Genomic DNA, 17,953 nt, shown 5'->3' with positions numbered 1-17,953 from the left:
AGCCAGGCGCTTGAAAAGTAAGTACGCTTATTATTAGGCTGGCGGCAGGAGGACCTTCCTCCGTTAACCAAGGATGAGGTGGGCATATGTCGGACGCACAGGACATCAGCAAGGTCACAGACATCATCAACGACTCGCGGATCGGGATGTTCACAACCATCAACGAAGAGGGCGCCCTGGTCAGCCGGCCGTTGGCGGTCCAGGACGTCCAGGACGACGGCGACATGTGGTTCTTCACGTCGCAGGACACCTCTCAGGTCGCGCACGTCACGGCCAAGCCCACGGTCAATGTCTCCTTCGGCAAGGGCACCGAATGGGTTTCCGTGGCGGGGACGGCCCGGGTGGTCACCGACCGGCAGGCCATCCACGACCGCTGGAACCAGGCCGTCGAGGCATGGTTCCCGGACGGGCCGGACACCCCCGGCGTTGTCCTGCTCCACGTTGACTCGGACTCTGCCGAGTACTGGACCAGCCCGGGCGGCACGGCGGCGACGGTACTGCAGTGGGTGAAATCAAAGGTCACCAACAGCCGGATGAGCGTCGGCGAGAGCGGCACGGTCGAACTCTAGGCCGGCACCGGGTCCCGAGGGTCCTGCGGCGTTCAGTCCAGGATCTTCAGGGTCGTGGTCCAGTCAAAGGACTCATAGGCCGGGTTCAGCTGCAATCCGATCACCAGCAGTTGCATCCCCTCCAGCTCGCGGGCATGGCGCAACGCCCCGACCTGGAGGGGCCGCAGGCCCGCAGCCGCGGCGAAGGCGGCCACCTCGTTGCGTGCCGCTTCCGAGTCCGAGGCGATGAACACGTCCAGGGCCATCCCGTGGGAGGACCCGGCTGCCAACGGGCCGGCGAAGGTCGTGTTGAACGCCTTCACCACCCGGGCCCCCGGCAGCAACCGGGCGATTTCCTCCGCCGCGGACGTGCCCGGCCCGACCACCAGCGAGTCACCGGTTTCCATGTTGACCGGGTTGCTGATCTCCACGACCGTCTTCCCGCTCAGGGTGTCCCCGTAGTGCATGGCGACTTCCTTGGCCGGCTCGAAATACAGCGCCAGCACCACAATGTCGCCCTCGGGCACGTCCCCGAGCCCTCCGGAGGTCGTACCCTCGGCCAGTTCCGCCGCCAGACCGGCCGCGTTTTCCGGGCTCCGGTCCAGGACCTGCACGGAACGGCCCGCGGCGATGGCCCGCAGGCCGATCGCGCGGGCCATGTTGCCCGCCCCGATGATGGTGATGTCAGTCATCGGATTCCCCCGGCAGCGGCGTCCATGACGCCCGCCGCCCGTTCGGCCGCGGCCAGGGACACTTCCAGCCGTTCCACCGCCGCGGCATAGCCTCCGGCCGGGCTCCGGTGACCGGGCACGCCGCCCGGATCCCCGGCCGCCCTCATCGCCCTGATCATCGCGGCGGTCTCCGGCCGGCCGGGGTCCCTCATGGCCGGATAATCGATGCAGAGGGCGGGATCAAGCTCGTATCGCTGCCAGCGCTCCAGCGCCGCTCGGTGCCTGGGCGCCGCGGCGGCATCGCAGGCCGCCGCTTCCCGGAGGGAGCGACGCAGCTCTCCCCGGCGCAGCAGGGCAGGTGTCCAGCGGTAGCTCGCGGCCCCTGCCGCGGCGGCGGCGACGGCGAGGACTGGGCCGGTCCAGGGCGCCGCCAGCGAGGGCAACAGCACGGCGGGGCTGACGATGGCGAGCCCCGCGAAACCGTCCCAGAACGCGGCGTCCGGCAAACCGCCGTCGGACAGCTGGTGTTTGCGGACACGGTATACGGTCCCGGCCGCGGCGGCGGCGACCAGGAGGGCCAGCACCAGGAACTGCCACGGCCCGAGCGGGCCGGATTCAGTTGGCATTTCAAACCTCCCGCGGAACCCGTCACGGGCGGGCAAGGCTCCACTGATTCCATTGGAATCCATGGGTGGCACCGCGTCAATGGCCGGTTCCCGGGCGCGGTCCGCTCGCGTAGCCTAGGGCCCATGCGACTAAAAATGTGCAGCATCCACGTCAAGGACCCCGCCGCGGCCCACGAGTTTTACACCGGGATCCTGGGCTTCGACACCCTCATGGCGATGCCCGAACACAACCTGTTCATCATCAAGGATCCCGGCGGCGGCGAGTCCGTGGGGCTGCTGCTGGAGCCCAGCGACAACCCGATCGGCGCCACGTACATGAACGCGGTCCACGACGCCGGGCTGCCCGCGGTCGTGTTCGGCGTCCCGGACGTCCGGGCCGAGTATGAGCGGCTGACGGCCAAGGGCGTCATCTTCCAAGCAGAACCGGCCGACGGCCCCTGGGGTACCACTGCGGTGCTCGACGACGGCTGCGGGAACTACGTCCAGCTGCACCAGGACTGAGCGCCGCCTGAGCGGCCTGGGAACTACTCGGCCTGGGCGCGCGCCTTCTTGGCGGTCTTCTTCGCCGATTCTTCCTTGACGCGCTGGGCTTCGGCGCGGACTGCGGCGTGGGTGGCGCGCTCGGCGACCAGCCAGGCCGGGGGAGCCTGCAGCAGCGCGGTGATTTCCGCCGTCGTCAGCGCCTCTTCGACGCCGCCGCGGGCCAGGCCGCTGATGGAGACATTGAGTTTCTGTGCCACCACCGGGCGCGGGTGCGGGCCGGTGCGGCGCAGCTCGGCCAGCCACTCCGGCGGGTTGGCCTGGAGCTCGGCGAACTCGGCCCGGGTGATGACCGAATCCTGGAACTCCTGCGGTGTCGCGGGCAGGTAGATACCGAGCTTCTTGGCAACGGTGGCCGGCTTCATGGACTGGGAGTTTGCAGAGGTCATGGTTAAAGGGTATCCGGCGCACCGCCGGCGGGGGACCACCGGCCCCGCGCGGCAGGGCCCTCCCGGGGTCCGGGCGGTACTGTGAACGTGTGTCCGTAGAAGAAGAAAACGCCCAGCCGCACGACGAGTCCGCCCCCGCCCCCCGGGAGCTGCGCTTCGCGTACGTTGCCGGCGTGACCCCGGGCAAGTGGATCCGCCGGTGGGAAGAGCGGATGCCCGAGGTCCCGCTCCACGCCTTCCTCTCCGACGACGGCGCGCAGCTCGCGGTGCTCCGCGACGGGTCCGCGGACCTGAGCTTCGTCCGGCTCCCGGTGGAGCGCGAGGGCCTGAGCGTCATCCCGCTCTACGAGGAGCAACCCGTGGTGGTGGCGCCCAAGGGCCACGAAATCTCCGTCTTCGAAGAGGTGGACCTGGCCGACCTGGCCAAGGAAACGTTCCTGGACGTGGCCGCGCTCGGGGGTCCCGAACCGGCCCTGCAGGTGGTCGCTTCCGGAGCCGGGCTGGTGGTGCTGCCCATGTCCGTCGCCCGGCATTTCAACGTCAAGGACACCGTGGCCCGGCGGCTTACCGGTGCCCCGCCCACGGGCATCGCCCTGGCCTGGCCGACGGATGCCACGGATGAGGTGATTGAGGAGTTCATCGGCATTGTCCGGGGCCGCACCGCGTCAAGTTCCCGGCAGCCGTCCGCGCAGCAGGAGAAGCCCAAACGCGAACCCAAGCCGGACCGGCGCGGCCCGGCGGCGAAGAGACCCAAGGTGGCGCAGCGGTACGCCCCCAACCCTGACAAGGGCCGCGGCCGGGGCTCCCGTAAGAAAGGGAAGCGCTAAGCCCGCCGGACCGCCGGGAACCGGGGCCGGGGCGCAGCGGCGGCTTAGCCTGCGCAGGCGTCCCGAAGGGCCTTGACGGAATCGGCCGGGACCTGGTCCCCGGAATCGGCGATCTGCTTCAGCGGGGTGGTGATTTCGGCTGGCACGCCGGCAGTCTGTGCGCCTGCGACCAGCCCGCCCAGGGCCTTCTTGTCCTGGACGCTGACCAGGCCGTCCTCGACCAGGGAACAGGCCTGCTTTTTGATCTCGTCGCCGGCCGCGGAGGCGACCTGGGAGGCGCCGTCGCTGACGGCGTTTTCGGCGGCCTGCTGCACCTGGCCGCAGCCGGAGAGTGCGATCGCCAGGGCGGCAAGGGACACGGCTGCAAAGGTGCGCTTCATCTTTCCAGCCTAGCAAGCCGCCTTCGCTGCACCCGAGCGGCCTACTTCCCGTGGACCGCGGCCTGCTTCTGTTCGGAGCGGTCGAGGTAGGCCAGCAGCAAATCCGCCGCCCGCTCCGTGTCGCCGGCCTCGAGTGCCGCGCAGATGTGGTCGTTGTCGTCGAGGTAGCCGCGGTAGAAGTGGGCGTCCACGGTGGCCCGGTGGAAGAACAGCCGCATCTCGGCGAGGACCTGGGCCATGATCGTGTCCAGCCGGCGGCTGCCGGCCAACGCCACAATGGCGCGGTGGAAATGCTGGTTGGCGGTGCCGAGGGCCTCCTCATCGCCGGCAGCAGCGGCGGCCTTGCCCTCCTCGACGGCGGCGCGGACCGCCGCGATCCGTTCTGCGCTGCCGCCCCCGCGCAGCGCGGCGACCTCGATGGCGCGCCGCACGGTGTAGACGTCATGGATGTCGCCCGGGGCCAGGCTGGCCACGAAGACCCCCCGGTTGGGTTGCCGCACCACCAGGCGTTCGGCGGCCAGCTCGGCGAACGCCTCCCGGACGGTGTTGCGGGACACGCCCAGATCCTCGGCGACGGTTGATTCGGTCAGCCGGGTCCCCGGCAGGAGCTCGCCCTCGGCCAGCATCCGGCGGAGTTCGGCCGCCACGCGGTCCGCCACCGAGGGCACCGCGATGCGGAGCCGGGCGGCGGCCGCCCGGGGGCCGGCGTCGGAAGTAGTCATGGAGCAGAATCTACACGATTGTCCCTTAGGGGGATCGCCGGATTGTTGAACAATCCGGCGATGTAGTGCATCCTTGAAGAAGCCAAGCTTTGAGACGAGGATCACACATGGCACACTCCGGACTTTCCACCATCGACCTGAACAGCGACGTCGGCGAATCCTACGGACGCTGGAACCTAGGCGACGATTCGGCCATGTTCCGTTCCGTCTCCAGCGCCAACGTCGCCTGCGGATTCCACGCCGGAGACCCCAGCGTGATCCGGCGGACCTGCCGCGAAGCCGTCGCGGCCGGCGTCCGGATCGGTGCCCACGTCGGCTACCGCGACCTCGCCGGCTTCGGCCGCCGGTTCCTCGACATCGACCCGATCGAACTGGCGGACGACGTCGTCTACCAGATCGGCGCGCTGCAGGCGCTGGCCGCGGCTGAGGGCGGCACCGTCACGTACGTGAAGCCGCACGGCGGTCTCTACAACGCGATCGTCGCGCACACCGCCCAGGCGAAGGCCGTCGTCGACGCCGTCAAGTCCGTCGATCCGGGCCTGCCCATCCTGGGCCTGCCGGGCTCCGAGGTGCTGCGCCTGGCCGAAGCGGCCGGACTGCGCGCGGTCAGCGAGGCGTTCGCGGACCGGGCCTACAACCCGGACGGCACCCTCGTCTCACGAACCCTGCCCGGCGCCGTGCTACACGACCACGCGGAGGTCACCGAACACGTCCTCCGGATGGCTGCCGACTCCGCCGTCCGCACCATCGACGGTTCCATCCTGAAAATCCGGGCGGAGAGCGTCTGCGTCCACGGCGACTCCCCGGGGGCCGTGGCCATGGCCGCCGCCGTCCGCGAGGCACTGAACGCCGCCGGCATCGGCACCGCCGCGTTCGTCTGAGCAACCCCGCACGTCCTTACCCCCTCCCGGCAGCACCCACCCGAAGGAACATCATGACCACTCCGCAGCAGGCCGCCCCGGCCACCGGCAAGAGGCCCGGCAAAAGGAATCTGCCGCCAGGGGCCCTCAAGGCCTACATCGCCAGCCTCACCGGCACCTCGCTGGAGTACTACGACTTCGCGATCTACTCGGTGGCATCGGCCCTGATCTTCCCCAAGATCTTCTTCCCCAGCGGCGACGAACTGGTCGGCCTGCTGCTGTCCTTCTCCACCTTCGCCGTCGGCTACCTCGCCCGTCCCATCGGCGGCGTCATCTTCGGCCGGCTCGGTGACAAGATCGGCCGCAAGCACGTCCTGGTGGTCACGCTGATGCTGATCGGCGTCGCCACCGTACTGATCGGTGTGCTGCCGGACTACTCAGCCATGGGCGTCGCCGCCCCGGCTATCCTGGTGCTGCTGCGCCTGGCCCAGGGCATCGGCGTCGGCGGCGAATGGGGCGGAGCGGTCCTGCTCTCGAGCGAATTCGGCGATGCCCGCAAGCGCGGATTCTGGTCCTCGGCTGCCCAGATCGGCCCGCCGGCCGGAAACCTGATGGCCAATGGCGTCCTGGCCCTGCTGGCGGCGACCCTCAGCAACGAGGCGTTCCTGTCCTGGGGCTGGCGGGTGGCCTTCCTGGCCTCGGCCCTGCTGGTGGTCTTCGGCCTCCTGATCCGGCTCAAGCTTGAGGAGACCCCGGTCTTCAAGGCCATCCAGGCCCATGGCGAGGCGCCCAAGGCCCCCATCAAGGAGGTCTTCGGCACGGAACCCCGCGCCCTGGTCGCCGCGGCCCTGTCCCGCATCTGCCCCGACGTGCTCTACTCGCTCTTCACCGTGTTCGTGGCGCTCTACGCCACCAAGACGCTGGGCATGACCACCGGCAACGTCCTCGGCGCCATCCTGATCGGTTCGGCCTTCCAGCTGGCCCTGATCCCGGCCGCCGGCGCGCTGACGGACCGGTTCAACCGCCGGCTCGTCTACGGCATCGCGGCCGTTGCCACGGCCGCCTACATCCCGTTGTTCTTCCTGATGATCCAGGGCAAATCGGTGCTCATGCTGACCATCGGCGTCGTCATCGGCCTGGCGCTGCACGCGTTCATGTACGGCCCGCAGGCCGCCTTCATCACCGAACAGTTCCCGGCCCGCCTGCGCTACGCCGGCAGCTCGCTGGCCTACACCCTGGCCGGGGTTATCGGCGGGGCCATCGCCCCGCTGGTCTTCACGGCACTGTTCGCTGCCACCGGCAACTGGTTCCTGATCGCCGGCTATCTGGCGCTGGCCGCGGCGGTCACGGTCGTGGGCCTGCTGATCGGCCGGAACCCGCAGACCGCCGAGGAAGAGCGGCTGCTGCAGGAAGCCCGCGCCTAAGCGGCGCGAATCCGGGAGATGACGGCAACGATGGAGGCGGCAATGGAAGCGGTGGCACAACAGCGCGCGGCCGGCCACAAGGTGGGGTCGGTGCGCGCGGTGGGGACCCGGGCGGTGCTCGCGGAACTCGCCGGCATGGAGGACGTGCTGGCACTGCAGGCGCGGCTGCTGGAGCAGCCGCTGCCGGGCCAGCTGGAGGTGCTGGCAGCCGCCGAAACGGTGCTGGTCACGGCCGACTCGCCCGCCTCCGCACGGCGGATCGGCGCGCAGCTGCTGGAACTTGACCTCACCGCCGCGGAACAGCGGAACGGCGGTGTGGTGGTGATCGACACCGTGTACGACGGCGAAGACCTCGCCGAAGCGGCCGAACTGACCGGCCTCGGGATCGACGGCGTGATCGCCGCCCACACCGGCCAGCTGTGGACCGTGGCCTTTGCAGGCTTCGCCCCGGGCTTCGGCTACCTGGTCGGCGAGAACGACCTCCTCACCGTTCCGCGCCGCAGTTCGCCCCGCACCGCCGTGCCCGAGGGATCCGTGGCACTGGCCGGGACCTACTCGGCCGTCTACCCGCGCCGGTCACCGGGCGGCTGGCAGCTGATCGGCCGCACCGCCGCCCGCATGTGGGACCTGGACCGCGAGCAGCCCGCACTGGCCGCACCGGGACACCGGATCCGGTTCCGTGCAGTCCGGGAGACCGTGGCCGTGGCGCCGGAGCCACCGGCCGAAACCTCCCCGCCGAAGGTAGCGTCCGGGCTCCGGATCGTCACCCCCGGCCTGCAGAGCCTGATCCAGGACCTCGGCCGGCACGGTCACTCCGGCCTGGGCGTCTCTGTCGCGGGGGCCCTGGACCGGGCCTCGCTGCGCCGCGCCAACCGCCTGGTCGGCAATGCGCCGTCGGCCGCCGCGATTGAAACCGTCGCCGGCGGGCTCACGGTCCAGGCCGTCGGGGACCAGGTCCTGGCCGTCGCCGGAGCGCCCTCCGACCTGGTCATCACCGGCCCGGCCGGCACCGAGGCCGAACCGCTGTCCCGCACCGTCGCCATGGCGGCACCCTTCGCCCTGCTGGACGGCGAAACGCTGCGCATCGGCGCGCCCCGGAGCGGCTTCCGCAGCTACCTCGCGGTCCGCGGCGGGGCCGACGCCGCCCCGGTCCTCGGCAGCCGGTCCACCGACACCATGTCCGGAATCGGCCCCGCCCCGCTGGCCGCCGGGCAGCTGCTGGCCGCCGGCGGCGAGGCTGAGTCCGGCGTCGTCGGAAACCCGGAACTGCAGCCGGACTTTCCCGGCACCGGGGTCACCGTGCTCGACGTCGTTCCCGGCCCGCGCGCGGACTGGTTCGACCAGGCCGCGCTCGACGCCTTCATTGGCCAGGAGTGGCGGGTGCAGCCGCAGTCCAACCGCGTGGGCATGCGGCTGGACGGCACGCCGCTCAAGCGCTCCCGCGAGGGTGAACTGGCCAGCGAGGGGACCGTCGCCGGTGCCCTCCAGGTCCCGCCGGAAGGCCTGCCGGTACTCTTTCTCGCCGACCACCCCATCACGGGCGGCTACCCGGTGATCGCCGTCGTCGTCGACTCGCAGCTGGACCGGGCCGCACAGGTGCCGATCGGCGGGACAATCCGGTTCCGCTGGGCGGAGTCCGGCCTCCACCCCGGCCCTGCCACCCCCGGGCACACCGCCCCCAACGACAACGAAGTGAGCAACTGATGCGCAAGGTCCTGATTGCCAACCGCGGCGAGATCGCCGTCCGGATCGCCCGGGCCTGCGACGACGCCGGACTGGCCTCCGTCGCGGTCTACGCCGACATCGACGCCGACGCCATGCACGCCGCCACCGCGGACGAGGCCTTCGCCCTGGGCGGGAACGCGCCGGCGGACACCTACCTGAACATCCCCAAGCTGCTGGCCGCGGCCGCTGCCTCCGGCGCCGACGCCATCCACCCCGGCTACGGTTTCCTCTCCGAAAACGCCGACTTTGCCCAGGCCGTCCTGGACGCCGGGCTGACCTGGATCGGCCCCGCACCGGACGCCATCCGGCTGCTCGGCAACAAAATCACGGCACGGGAGACCGCGGTCCGCGCCGGCGCACCCCTGGTCGCCGGCAGCGACGGCCCGGTCGGTTCCGCGGCGGAAGCCCGCGCCTTCGCAGAACAGCACGGCCTGCCCGTGGCCATCAAGGCGGCGTTCGGCGGCGGCGGCCGCGGCATGAAGGTGGTCCGGGCGCTCGATGAAATCGAGGAGGCGTTCGATTCCGCCGTCCGCGAGGCCGTGGCCGCCTTCGGCCGGGGCGAGTGCTTCGTGGAGCGCTACTTGGACCGGCCACGCCACGTCGAGGCCCAGGTCCTGGCGGACACCCACGGAAACGTCATCGTCGTCGGAACCCGCGACTGCTCACTGCAGCGGCGGCACCAGAAACTCGTCGAGGAAGCCCCCGCACCGTTCCTCACGGACGACCAGACGCGGCAGATCTACGACGCCGCCAAGGCCGTCTGCCGCGAGGCCGGCTACTCCGGGGCCGGCACGGTGGAGTTCCTCGTTGCCGCCGACGGCACGGTCGCCTTCCTGGAGGTCAACACGCGCCTTCAGGTCGAACACCCCATCACCGAGGAAACCACCGGGATCGATCTGGTGCAGGAGCAGTTCCGGATCGCCGCGGGGGAGCCGCTGCGCCTCACCCAGGACCCGGCGCCGCACGGCCACTCCTTCGAATTCCGGCTCAATGCCGAGGATGTGGGCCGCGGGTTCCTGCCGTCGCCGGGCACCATCGCGGAGTTCTCCGGCCCCACCGGTCCGGGGATCCGGCTTGATTCCGGAGTCCGCTCCGGGTCGTTCGTCCCGCCGCAGTTCGACTCGCTGCTGGCCAAACTCATCGTCACCGGCGCGGACCGGCAGCAGGCCCTGCGCCGCGCCCGGCGCGCCCTCGCCGAGCTGAACATCACGGGGGTGGCCACGGTGCTGCCGTTCCACCGTGCCGTGCTGGAATCCCCGGATTTCACCGCGGAGGACCGGCTGGGCGTCCACACCCGCTGGATCGAGACCGACTTCGCGGACCGGATCCCCGCGGACCCCGGCTACAGCACCACGGCGCCCGACGGCGAACGCCGCACCCTGACGGTCGACGTCGACGGCCGGCGCCTCGCCGTCGGTTTGCCGGCGGCGCTGCTGGACGGGTGGATACGGTCCGGGGCGCCCGTACCCGGCGGCGCCGTGGCCGCCAAGGACTCACCGGAGGGCATGGCGGAGGCCGGCTCCGACGGCAACACCGGCGCGGCCGCCGAGCCGGGCGAACTGCGGGCCGGGATGGCCGGGACCGTCGTGAAGTGGCTGGTGGAACCCGGAGCCGAAGTGTCCGCCGGGGACGCCGTCGTCGTGCTGGAAGCGATGAAGATGGAAACCCAGGTCGCTGCGCACCGGGACGGCACCCTGACGGATGTCCGCGCCGACTCGGGCGTCGTCGTTACGGCCGGGGCAGTGCTGGCGCTGATCGGGTAGCTGCGGCGGGGCTGGACATGCCCATCGGTGGCGTGGCCCTGGACTGGACATGCTCATTGTTCGGCGCGGCCGGTGGGCACATCCTGCTATGCCCCTTGCCCGCGCCTCAGACCGGACATGTCCATCGGTGGCGGGACCTTTGAACCGGACATGCCTATTGGTGGGGGTGGCCCTGGAATGGACATGCCCATTCTTTGGCGTGGCCGGTGGGCACATCCTGTTATGCCCGTTGCCCGCGGCTTGGAACGGACATGTCCATCGGCGGCGGGGCGCGCGGACCGGAAACCCCAGCACGGGCGGGGCGGTCCGGCCCTACCGCGGTCGCCGGGCGAGGAACATAATCGGGCCTATCTACCCCGCACAGCTTTTGGAGGCGATCGACGTGTCGGTTTACACCTTGGGAATTTGGCTGGTCCACCCCGGCCGGGAGAACGATTTCGTGCAGGCGTGGCGGGACCTGGCGCGGAAGACCGAGGAGGACTATCCGGGCGCGAAGGCCGTGCTGATGCATGACCACGACGTCCGGAACCGCTTCATCAGCACCGGCCCCTGGGAGTCCCTCGAGCAGGTGGAGCAGTGGCGGGCCTCGGCGACGTTCAAGAACGGTGTCGAGGCCATGCAGCCGATGCTGGAACACTTCGAAGCCCGCACCCTCGACGAGGCCGCCAGCATCGGTTGAGGCCGCCGGTGCCGGTCCTCCCGCGGACAGCAGGGAGGACCGCCCACCGGCGGCTGTTTCCTAGGCGAACAGCTGCTCCCCGATGAAGCCGCCCTCCCGGCAACCGGGCGGGACGGCGAACACGGCCGAGCCGACAGGCGTCGTCCAAAGGTTGAGCATGTCCGCCTCGGCGAGCCGCTGTTGGATGGGGGTGAACTGCCGGGCGACGTCGGCCTGGAAGGACACGAAGATCAGACCCGAATCCGACACCCCGCCGGCTCCCGGCGCGGCGTCGTAGTTGTACGCCCGGCGGAAGATCCGCTGCGAGGGGTCGTCAGGGCGCGACCGGCGCAAGTGCGACACGTCCGAGATGACCGGAAACCCGTGCGGAGACAGCGCCGCGAAGTCGGGATCGTCGTGTTCGTGCGACCCGGTCAGCGGTGCGCCGTTGGACAACCGGCGGCCGACGGACTCCTCCCGGCCGGCGCGGTCCACTTCATCCCACTTGTCCAGGTTCATCGCGATCCGGCGGATCACCACGGACGTTCCGTTGTCCACCCATGCCGGGTGGCCGCCACGTCCCCAGACCACGCGCTCGACGTCGGTGCTGCCCGGCGCGGGGTTTGAGGTCCCGTCCACCTGCCCGAAGAGGTTCCGCATGGTGGTCCCGGGCTTTTCACTGCCGTAGGACCGCCGGAAGCCTCCCTGCACCCAGCGGACGGTGGCAAAGCTGCGGCTGTCCTTGAGCAGCATGCGCTGGGCATGGGCCACGGTGACCGGGTCATCGGCGCAGATCTGGAGCAGCAGGTCGCCGTCGCTGAAGTCGGGCGTCAGCCGGTCGATCTTGAACGCCGGCAGCGGCTTCAGCCACTCCGGAGCCCTGGCAGGATCGACTGCGGCCACCAGGCCCGGCCCGAAGCCGAACGTGACGGTCAACCGCGCCGGCACCAGGGCCAGCTCACCCTCGGTGTCGGCCAGTGCCGGGCGGCCGGCACACAGGTTCGCAGCGTCGTCGCTGAGCAGCCGCAGCAGCGCCTTCACCCCCTCCCGCGACGTGCCCGGCCGCAGGTCAAGGGCAACAAAGGCCGCGTGCGCCTGGGCCGGAGTGTCGATGCCCGCCTGCCGCTCGCCATGGAAGGCCACCAGGCCTCCGCCGTGGACGGCCTCCGCCGTGCCGGCCGCGGGCGCCGTCGTCTGGCCGGCCGCGGCGAGCTGGGTCCCCGCTGCAGCCAGCGCACCGAGCCCGGCCGCGGCACCGCCGAACAGCAGACCGCGCCGCGGCAGTTGCCGCGATGCCTTCCCCGCCGCCCCGCTCTGCGGCGGTTCCGCGGAGCGGGTTGTCCGGCCCGTCATTTGTTCGCCGAGGGGGACGGGCTGGCGGTGCTTCCGGACGAGGGCTGGTGGCCTGTCATGCCTGCGCCGCCCTCCACGTAGTTCTCGTTGGCGCCCCGGAAATCCTTGGCCAACGCGGTGAACGAGAATGTTCCGCCGCCCGCCAGTTCCAGCGTGAGGGTGATCTCGTCGCCCGCCTTGACCGGTCCGGTCAGGCCCATCAGCATGACGTGATTGGCGCCGGGCTCCAGTTTCAACTCGCCGCCGGCCGGAATGACGAAGCCGCCCTCCTTGGCCCGCATCTGCATCCCGCCGCTGGTTCCGGCGACGGTTTCATGCAGCTCCGCCATGCGTGCAGCCGGGGTTGAAGCGCCGGTCACCGTGATGTCCGCGCCGGTGGTGTTCTTGATGACGCCGAACGCGCCGGTCATCCCGGAGGCCGCGGCCTTGACCCACGGCTGGCTGACGGCCAGGCCGTCAGCCGCTGCGGCCGGGCTGGCGGCAGCATCGGTTGCGGACGGCGCCGATGCCGGCGCCGAGGGCGCGCATCCGCTGAGCGCCAGCGCCGCGGCGGCGAGAACGGTGAGGGCGGGGTATGTGAAGTTCATGTTCATGGGTGGTGTTCCTCAAGAGTGTGCGGCGGCTTCTGGGCTCGCCGGAGAAGGTCGTTTTTCGCCCGGCTGCGGTCGCAGCGGGGCACAAGGGTGCCGGGACCGGGCTCCGGCCGGGCTGACGCGGTGCGCCGGGCGCTGCCCGGGCCGCGGGCGCGGTGCATGGCGCACCGTGGCGGCGGATCGGGGGCAAGAAAGCACAGCGCGAAGGACGGCCCCGAACCGGGGCGCGGAGGAGCAGGGATGCGGGCGCACCCGCCGGCCCGGGAGTCCCGGGGGGCGTGCGTGCGGCACAGGCCGCTGAGGGGTTCCTGCGCCTAGGCTGCGCTGGCGCCGGCGGGTGGTCCGCGGTGGCGCATCACCAGGAGGGGCACGCCCAGGTTCGGCAGCGGTTGCACGGGCCGCCCGGCGGGCGGTTCGACGGCGGCAGGTGCCGGCGGCAACGGCTGGAACAGGGGGAGGAAGGCCGTCACTCGAAGGCGGAGCGCCTCCACCAGCCGGACGGCAGTGACTTCACCGCGGCGCAGGACGGCAATGGTCAGGGCGGCCGCAACGGCGTGCCCAACCCACATCAGCGGTGCAGCATGATCCATGGCGGGAACGGCCGCCGCGGCGGCCGGTTCCAGTGCAGCGAGGTGCGCTTGGTGGCCGACGGCGGATTGCGCGGCGGCGTGCGGGGCGCCGGCACCGCTGAACAGCCAGTGGAAAACACCCTGGCTGAGGATTACCCCCGCCGACAGCCGCCACAGCGACAGGCCGCGGCCGCTGAGGGCAGTGAACGCCAGGCCGGACAGCGCCAGGGTGAGCACGAGCAGGGGAACTTCCGGAAGGGTCCCGCCGGCCAGGACATGCGACGTGGCGGCGACGGCGGTAGCGGCGAGGGCGCCGCTCCAGCCACGTGCCAAGCGCAGTGCAGGTGCCGTCATTTCTCCTCCAGATTCCTCTCGTATTCTACCGGCTGTCGAAGAACCCGTTGCCGCCGGCCACACCGGGGGTCGGGCAGCCCGCTCTGGCTGGCCCGGGGGGGTGTCAGTCCTGCCGTCGCGGCCTGGCGGGGAAGAGCGGGCGGCAGTCCGTGCACGCCTCGGCGTCGTCCGGGGCAGTCCCGGCCAGCGTCGCCTTGCGTTCCGACTCCAGCCGGGCGGACAGGGTCCATCCCATGACGGCGAGGGCGAGCAGGTCGACGGCGGCCTGTGTCAGCGGAGGCGCTTCCCGTGGCGACACCGCCCAGATCACGCCAAACAGGCCCAGGATCGGCCAACGGAGATCGCACAGCGTGGCTGCCGCGCCGATCGGAGCCCCCACGTAGCTGCCGGCCAGGGCGCCTGCCAGGGCGGACGCCGCAGCAACCACCGCCCAGCCGACCCCGTCGGTGCCTTCGGCCGCCAGGCCGGTGGCTGCCAGTAGGAAGCCGGCGGTCCCGAAGGCGGTAAGGATGGCGACGGCTACCCGCCGGCGGGTCCAGCGGGCCGGAACCAGTAGCACCTGGCGCAGCCGCCCGCCGGCGTGCTGTTGCGACGAAGCTCCGGTGCGGCTGGAACCGGGCGCGTTGTCCAGACTCATCACAGCCTCCCGGCGTTGGCGGGGCGACGCGGCTGCAGGACGGTCCAGACCACGACGACGGCGACCAGGGCCAGCGAGATGAACCCGAGGCCCGAGTAGCCTGCGGCAGCCAGCACCGGGCCGGCCAGGGCGCCTGCGCTGGCGCCGGCGGCGTTCATGCCCAGGTCGGAAACGCCCTGCAGGGCCGGCCGGTCCTGGAGCTGTGCCGACTCGGCGACCAGGGCGGATCCGGCGACCACGGAGGCGGACCATCCCAGCCCCAGCAGGATCAGGCTGATGGTGACGCCGCTGCGGGAGTCCGCGGCCACCCCGGCCAGGATCAGGGCCACCACCAGCATGCCCTGGCCCAGCAGGATGGTGCGCAGGCGTCCGAGCCGGTCGGCCATCCAGCCGAACACGGGCGACATGGCGTACATACCTGCGATGTGCAGGCTGATCGTCAGGCCTACCACGGTCAGGCTGGCCCCATGCTCGCGCAGGTGCACCGGGGTCATGGACATGAGCGCCACCATGGTGGCGTGGCTCAGGGCGACGACGGCGACGGCGTACCGCGCGCGGGCATTGCCCCGCAGCACCAGCAGGCCGCCCTGCGGCCGGGGCGCTGCGGGATCGGGCGTGCGGGATGCCATGGCAGTCAGCAGCGGATCCGGACGGAGGCCCGTGGCGTACACCGCCGCGGCTGCCAGCTGCGCGGTGACGGAGAAAGCGAACGCGCCCGTCAGCGGAGGAAGTCCCAGGACCGCGCCCAGGGCCTCGCCGGGGTCGAAAAGGTTGGGGCCGAGGACCGCGCCCACGGTGGTGGACCACACGACAATCGACAGGTCCCGGCCACGGGAGTCGGGGCGGGACAGGTCGGTCGCTGCAAACCGGGACTGCAGGTTCACGGCGGATCCGGCGCCCAGGAGCATGAGCCCCAGCAGCAACATGGCAAACACCCCGACGGCTGCCGAAGTGATGGCAATGACGGCCCCGGTGCCGGCTACCAGGGCCCCGGTGGAGAGTGAGATCCGGCGTCCACGGGCCTGGGCGAGGCGGGCCAGGGGCACCGCGGCCAGGGCGGCGCCGAGGGTGCTCATGGTGGCTGCCATCCCGGACCAGGCGTTGGACCCGGAAAGCTGGGCAGCCAGAAGGGAGCCCAGGGAAAGCGTCGCTCCCATGCCGATTCCGCCGAGGATCTGGCCGCCGACGAGTATGGAGATCACGCGCCGTTGCATCCCGGCGGTGTCCCGCGGCGCCAGTACCGTGCCGGGCGCCGCCGGGGTTAACGGCGAAGTACCGGCCGGTGGTTCCTCGATCTGCATGGGCGTCCTTCGGTGCGTCCGGGGGCGGGTCCCCTCCCGGGGATGACTTCAATATACCCCATGGGGTATTATTGGGTATCAGGGTGCTGCGACCGCAGTGCCATCAAGAATGGAGTTCCTATGTGCGCTGCAGTTCGTTGTAATCGTTGCGGAAAAATCACCTGGGCCGGCTGCGGCGAGCATGTCGACTCGGTTCTGGCCGATGTCCCCCAGGAGCAGCGCTGCACCTGCAACGACTAGCCTAGGCAACCCCGGCGCCGGTGCCCAGACCGATGTCGGGAAATCTGGTCCTGAAAGCGATTGCTCCGTACCTGCCGCTGAGAAGCTCACAACGGCTGATACGGAGCAATCGCTGCATCCGGGCGGGAATCCGTCCCCGCGGCGGGCGGTTTAGGCGTCGCTCAGCGGGCGGCGGGCCAGCCAGGCGGCCACGATCGCGCCGGAGATGTTGTGCCAGAGCGAGAAGACGGCCGACGGCAGGGCCGCCAGCGGGCTGAAGTGCGCCGTGGCCAGCGTCGCGGCGAGGCCGGAGTTCTGCATGCCCACCTCGAAGGCCAGGGCCCGGCGGGCCTTGTCGTCCAGTCGGCCGAGCTTGCCGGCCAGGTACCCGAGGCCCAGGCCGAAGCCGTTGTGCAGCACGACGGCGAGGAAGACGATGCCGCCCGCGGCCACGATCTTGTTCGCGCTGCCGGCCACCACGATCGCCACAATCAGCGAGATCACTACGGCCGAGGCCCAGGGCAGGCCCGGAAGCACCTTCGCGACGAGCTTCTTCAGGAACAATCGCGCCAGCAGGCCGGCGACCACCGGCAGCAGCACGGTCTTGACGATGTCCAGCACCATGCCCGCGGCGTCGATCTGCAGGTAGGACCCGGCCAGGAACAGCACCAGCAGCGGGGTCACGACCGGGGCGATCAGGGTGGAGACAGAGGCGACGGCCACGGACAGGGCCACGTCGCCCTTGGCCAGGAACGCCATCACGTTCGAGGCGGTGCCCGACGGGGCGCAGCCGACGAGGATCAGGCCGACGGCGAGTTCCGGCTCAAGGTGCAGCGCCTGCGCGATCAGCCACCCGGCGCCGGGCATGATGACGTAGTGCGCCACGATGCCCAGCACCACGGCCCACGGGCGCTTGGCCACGGAGGCGAAGTCCGGCGGGGTCAGCGTCAGGCCCATGCAGAACATGATGATGCCGAGCAGGTAGGGGACGCTCGGTGCGAGCGGTTTGAAAGCGCCCGGCAGCAGGAATCCGGCGACGCCGGCTACGACGACCAGGAGCGGGAAGACGGTGACCGCGATGCGGGCGATCCTGGCCTCGGCGGCGAGAGCCGGATTGACCGGGGCATCCGCGTCGGCGCGGGACTCCGGGGCGGACTCGGGTGATTTGGTTGCCTCAAGCATCCAAGCATGGTGCCACCGGGGCCGGCGCGGCGGCCACTTTGTGACCGGGCGGAGCCCGACTATGTCAGATTTATTCTGACGGCGGGTGCAGGTGCAGGTGCAGGTGCAGGCGCACGCCGAAGCGCCGGCGGGCAGCGTTCAGCCGGTCCGGCTGCCCAGCATCGCGATGAAGTCGTCGGCCTGGGCCAGGTTGCGGGCCATTTTGGCCCGCTGCTGCTCGGCACGCTCCCGGAACTCGGTTAGCCGGGCATCGCCCCGCACCGCCGGACCGGCGCCGTCCGGGCTGCCCGCGCCGATCAGGCCGAGGATCTCAGCCATCTCCTCGAGCGAAAAACCCAGCGGCTTCATCTGCTTGATCACCATCAGGCGCTCGGCGTCGGCTTCGGAGTAGACCCGGAAGCCGCCATCGGTGCGGGCCGTCGCGGGCAGCAGTCCGACGTCGTCGTAATGCCGGATGGTGCGCAGTGACAGGCCGGTGCGCTCGGCCAGCTCGCCGATGTGCATGGTGCTGGTGGCTTTCGCCGTCATGAAGATCTCCGTCCGCTTGAAGTTCAACTCTACCATCACGTTAGGGTAGAGTTGAGGTGCGGGTAGAGCTTCAGAGCCATTTCC

At 70.8% G+C, this 17,953-nt stretch carries 20 protein-coding genes; 8 read left to right on the top strand and 12 right to left on the bottom strand.

Annotated features, from left to right (window positions below):
* Nucleotides 1–86 precede the first annotated feature (86 nt).
* Complete coding sequence (locus ASG71_RS02440; protein ID WP_056736715.1) at nucleotides 87–569, top strand: pyridoxamine 5'-phosphate oxidase family protein; 483 nt, start codon at nucleotides 87–89, stop codon at nucleotides 567–569.
* 32 nt (nucleotides 570–601) lie between these two features.
* Here ASG71_RS02440 and ASG71_RS02435 read toward each other — a convergent pair whose 3' ends face one another.
* Nucleotides 602–1,240, bottom strand: coding sequence for an NADPH-dependent F420 reductase (locus ASG71_RS02435; RefSeq protein WP_056736712.1), 639 nt, complete (start codon nucleotides 1,238–1,240; stop codon nucleotides 602–604).
* Entirely contained in the window at nucleotides 1,237–1,845 is a 609-nt protein-coding gene (locus tag ASG71_RS02430; RefSeq protein WP_056736710.1) for a hypothetical protein, read from the bottom strand. Before ASG71_RS02430 ends, ASG71_RS02435 begins: the two co-directional genes overlap by 4 nt.
* 123 nt (nucleotides 1,846–1,968) lie before the next feature.
* Here ASG71_RS02430 and ASG71_RS02425 point away from each other — a divergent pair, with 123 nt between their 5' ends.
* Nucleotides 1,969–2,346: a VOC family protein gene (locus ASG71_RS02425; RefSeq protein ID WP_056736708.1), complete on the top strand. Its 378-nt coding sequence runs from the start codon at nucleotides 1,969–1,971 to the stop codon at nucleotides 2,344–2,346.
* A gap of 23 nt (nucleotides 2,347–2,369) precedes the next feature.
* Here ASG71_RS02425 and ASG71_RS02420 read toward each other — a convergent pair whose 3' ends face one another.
* On the bottom strand, nucleotides 2,370–2,774 hold the full coding sequence (locus ASG71_RS02420) for a DUF5997 family protein (RefSeq protein ID WP_056736706.1): 405 nt from the start codon (nucleotides 2,772–2,774) through the stop codon (nucleotides 2,370–2,372).
* A gap of 89 nt (nucleotides 2,775–2,863) precedes the next feature.
* Here ASG71_RS02420 and ASG71_RS02415 point away from each other — a divergent pair, with 89 nt between their 5' ends.
* Nucleotides 2,864–3,601, top strand: coding sequence for a LysR family substrate-binding domain-containing protein (locus ASG71_RS02415; RefSeq protein WP_056736704.1), 738 nt, complete (start codon nucleotides 2,864–2,866; stop codon nucleotides 3,599–3,601).
* Nucleotides 3,602–3,645: 44 nt separating this feature from the next.
* On the opposite strand, the gene ASG71_RS02410 is transcribed toward ASG71_RS02415, so the two are convergent.
* Nucleotides 3,646–3,981 (bottom strand): hypothetical protein, encoded by a 336-nt coding sequence (locus tag ASG71_RS02410; RefSeq protein ID WP_056736702.1) that lies wholly within the window; start codon nucleotides 3,979–3,981, stop codon nucleotides 3,646–3,648.
* Nucleotides 3,982–4,022: 41 nt separating this feature from the next.
* Nucleotides 4,023–4,703 carry a GntR family transcriptional regulator gene (locus ASG71_RS02405; protein WP_056736700.1) on the bottom strand — a complete coding sequence of 227 codons (681 nt, stop codon included), beginning with the start codon at nucleotides 4,701–4,703 and terminating at the stop codon, nucleotides 4,023–4,025.
* A 107-nt stretch (nucleotides 4,704–4,810) separates the two neighbouring features.
* Between ASG71_RS02405 and ASG71_RS02400 the strand changes: the two genes are divergently transcribed.
* The 5 genes from ASG71_RS02400 to ASG71_RS02380 all read left to right on the top strand — a co-directional run bounded on the left by ASG71_RS02400 (nucleotide 4,811) and on the right by ASG71_RS02380 (nucleotide 11,154).
* Nucleotides 4,811–5,584 carry a LamB/YcsF family protein gene (locus ASG71_RS02400; protein ID WP_056736699.1) on the top strand — a complete coding sequence of 258 codons (774 nt, stop codon included), beginning with the start codon at nucleotides 4,811–4,813 and terminating at the stop codon, nucleotides 5,582–5,584.
* A gap of 53 nt (nucleotides 5,585–5,637) precedes the next feature.
* On the top strand, nucleotides 5,638–6,987 hold the full coding sequence (locus ASG71_RS02395; protein WP_056736697.1) for an MFS transporter: 1,350 nt from the start codon (nucleotides 5,638–5,640) through the stop codon (nucleotides 6,985–6,987).
* 42 nt (nucleotides 6,988–7,029) lie between these two features.
* Nucleotides 7,030–8,691 carry a 5-oxoprolinase/urea amidolyase family protein gene (locus ASG71_RS02390; protein ID WP_056736695.1) on the top strand — a complete coding sequence of 554 codons (1,662 nt, stop codon included), beginning with the start codon at nucleotides 7,030–7,032 and terminating at the stop codon, nucleotides 8,689–8,691.
* A complete protein-coding gene (locus ASG71_RS02385; protein WP_056736693.1) occupies nucleotides 8,691–10,475 on the top strand; it encodes a biotin carboxylase N-terminal domain-containing protein in 1,785 nt (594 codons plus the stop codon). Before ASG71_RS02390 ends, ASG71_RS02385 begins: the two co-directional genes overlap by 1 nt.
* 382 nt (nucleotides 10,476–10,857) lie before the next feature.
* The gene (locus ASG71_RS02380) at nucleotides 10,858–11,154 is read left to right on the top strand and encodes an antibiotic biosynthesis monooxygenase family protein (RefSeq protein ID WP_056737226.1); all 297 of its coding nucleotides are present in this window, start codon (nucleotides 10,858–10,860) and stop codon (nucleotides 11,152–11,154) included.
* Nucleotides 11,155–11,214: 60 nt separating this feature from the next.
* On the opposite strand, the gene ASG71_RS02375 is transcribed toward ASG71_RS02380, so the two are convergent.
* The 7 genes from ASG71_RS02375 to ASG71_RS02345 all read right to left on the bottom strand — a co-directional run bounded on the left by ASG71_RS02375 (nucleotide 11,215) and on the right by ASG71_RS02345 (nucleotide 17,905).
* The gene (locus ASG71_RS02375; RefSeq protein ID WP_056736691.1) at nucleotides 11,215–12,486 is read right to left on the bottom strand and encodes a Dyp-type peroxidase; all 1,272 of its coding nucleotides are present in this window, start codon (nucleotides 12,484–12,486) and stop codon (nucleotides 11,215–11,217) included.
* Nucleotides 12,483–13,079: a copper chaperone PCu(A)C gene (locus ASG71_RS02370; protein ID WP_082574760.1), complete on the bottom strand. Its 597-nt coding sequence runs from the start codon at nucleotides 13,077–13,079 to the stop codon at nucleotides 12,483–12,485. Before ASG71_RS02370 ends, ASG71_RS02375 begins: the two co-directional genes overlap by 4 nt.
* A 314-nt stretch (nucleotides 13,080–13,393) precedes the next feature.
* A complete protein-coding gene (locus tag ASG71_RS02365; RefSeq protein ID WP_056736689.1) occupies nucleotides 13,394–14,002 on the bottom strand; it encodes a hypothetical protein in 609 nt (202 codons plus the stop codon).
* A gap of 103 nt (nucleotides 14,003–14,105) precedes the next feature.
* The gene (locus ASG71_RS02360) at nucleotides 14,106–14,639 is read right to left on the bottom strand and encodes a hypothetical protein (protein ID WP_056736687.1); all 534 of its coding nucleotides are present in this window, start codon (nucleotides 14,637–14,639) and stop codon (nucleotides 14,106–14,108) included.
* Nucleotides 14,639–15,853, bottom strand: coding sequence for an MFS transporter (locus ASG71_RS02355; protein ID WP_056737224.1), 1,215 nt, complete (start codon nucleotides 15,851–15,853; stop codon nucleotides 14,639–14,641). Before ASG71_RS02355 ends, ASG71_RS02360 begins: the two co-directional genes overlap by 1 nt.
* Nucleotides 15,854–16,330: 477 nt before the next feature.
* Nucleotides 16,331–17,341 (bottom strand): bile acid:sodium symporter family protein, encoded by a 1,011-nt coding sequence (locus tag ASG71_RS02350; RefSeq protein ID WP_056736685.1) that lies wholly within the window; start codon nucleotides 17,339–17,341, stop codon nucleotides 16,331–16,333.
* Nucleotides 17,342–17,479: 138 nt separating this feature from the next.
* Complete coding sequence (locus ASG71_RS02345; protein ID WP_235563903.1) at nucleotides 17,480–17,905, bottom strand: MerR family transcriptional regulator; 426 nt, start codon at nucleotides 17,903–17,905, stop codon at nucleotides 17,480–17,482.
* Nucleotides 17,906–17,953: the final 48 nt, after the last annotated feature.

The sequence above is a fragment of the Arthrobacter sp. Soil763 genome, from assembly GCF_001428365.1.
GTDB lineage: Bacteria > Actinomycetota > Actinomycetes > Actinomycetales > Micrococcaceae > Arthrobacter.
The sequence above is the reverse complement of the archived record's forward strand: the minus strand, read 5'-3'. Positions and strand labels throughout refer to the sequence as shown.

Excerpts from the sequence above, each read along its gene's own strand:
- ASG71_RS02440 (WP_056736715.1), top strand. The coding sequence starts at position 87 with ATGTCGGACGCACAGGACATCAGCAAGGTCACAGACATCATCAACGAC.
- ASG71_RS02435 (WP_056736712.1), bottom strand. The coding sequence starts at position 1,240 with ATGACTGACATCACCATCATCGGGGCGGGCAACATGGCCCGCGCGATC.
- ASG71_RS02430 (WP_056736710.1), bottom strand. The coding sequence starts at position 1,845 with ATGCCAACTGAATCCGGCCCGCTCGGGCCGTGGCAGTTCCTGGTGCTG.
- ASG71_RS02425 (WP_056736708.1), top strand. The coding sequence starts at position 1,969 with ATGCGACTAAAAATGTGCAGCATCCACGTCAAGGACCCCGCCGCGGCC.
- ASG71_RS02420 (WP_056736706.1), bottom strand. The coding sequence starts at position 2,774 with ATGACCTCTGCAAACTCCCAGTCCATGAAGCCGGCCACCGTTGCCAAG.
- ASG71_RS02410 (WP_056736702.1), bottom strand. The coding sequence starts at position 3,981 with ATGAAGCGCACCTTTGCAGCCGTGTCCCTTGCCGCCCTGGCGATCGCA.
- ASG71_RS02405 (WP_056736700.1), bottom strand. The coding sequence starts at position 4,703 with ATGACTACTTCCGACGCCGGCCCCCGGGCGGCCGCCGCCCGGCTCCGC.
- ASG71_RS02400 (WP_056736699.1), top strand. The coding sequence starts at position 4,811 with ATGGCACACTCCGGACTTTCCACCATCGACCTGAACAGCGACGTCGGC.
- ASG71_RS02395 (WP_056736697.1), top strand. The coding sequence starts at position 5,638 with ATGACCACTCCGCAGCAGGCCGCCCCGGCCACCGGCAAGAGGCCCGGC.
- ASG71_RS02390 (WP_056736695.1), top strand. The coding sequence starts at position 7,030 with ATGGAAGCGGTGGCACAACAGCGCGCGGCCGGCCACAAGGTGGGGTCG.
- ASG71_RS02385 (WP_056736693.1), top strand. The coding sequence starts at position 8,691 with ATGCGCAAGGTCCTGATTGCCAACCGCGGCGAGATCGCCGTCCGGATC.
- ASG71_RS02375 (WP_056736691.1), bottom strand. The coding sequence starts at position 12,486 with ATGACGGGCCGGACAACCCGCTCCGCGGAACCGCCGCAGAGCGGGGCG.
- ASG71_RS02370 (WP_082574760.1), bottom strand. The coding sequence starts at position 13,079 with ATGAACATGAACTTCACATACCCCGCCCTCACCGTTCTCGCCGCCGCG.
- ASG71_RS02365 (WP_056736689.1), bottom strand. The coding sequence starts at position 14,002 with ATGACGGCACCTGCACTGCGCTTGGCACGTGGCTGGAGCGGCGCCCTC.
- ASG71_RS02360 (WP_056736687.1), bottom strand. The coding sequence starts at position 14,639 with ATGAGTCTGGACAACGCGCCCGGTTCCAGCCGCACCGGAGCTTCGTCG.
- ASG71_RS02355 (WP_056737224.1), bottom strand. The coding sequence starts at position 15,853 with ATGCAACGGCGCGTGATCTCCATACTCGTCGGCGGCCAGATCCTCGGC.
- ASG71_RS02350 (WP_056736685.1), bottom strand. The coding sequence starts at position 17,341 with ATGCTTGAGGCAACCAAATCACCCGAGTCCGCCCCGGAGTCCCGCGCC.
- ASG71_RS02345 (WP_235563903.1), bottom strand. The coding sequence starts at position 17,905 with ATGGTAGAGTTGAACTTCAAGCGGACGGAGATCTTCATGACGGCGAAA.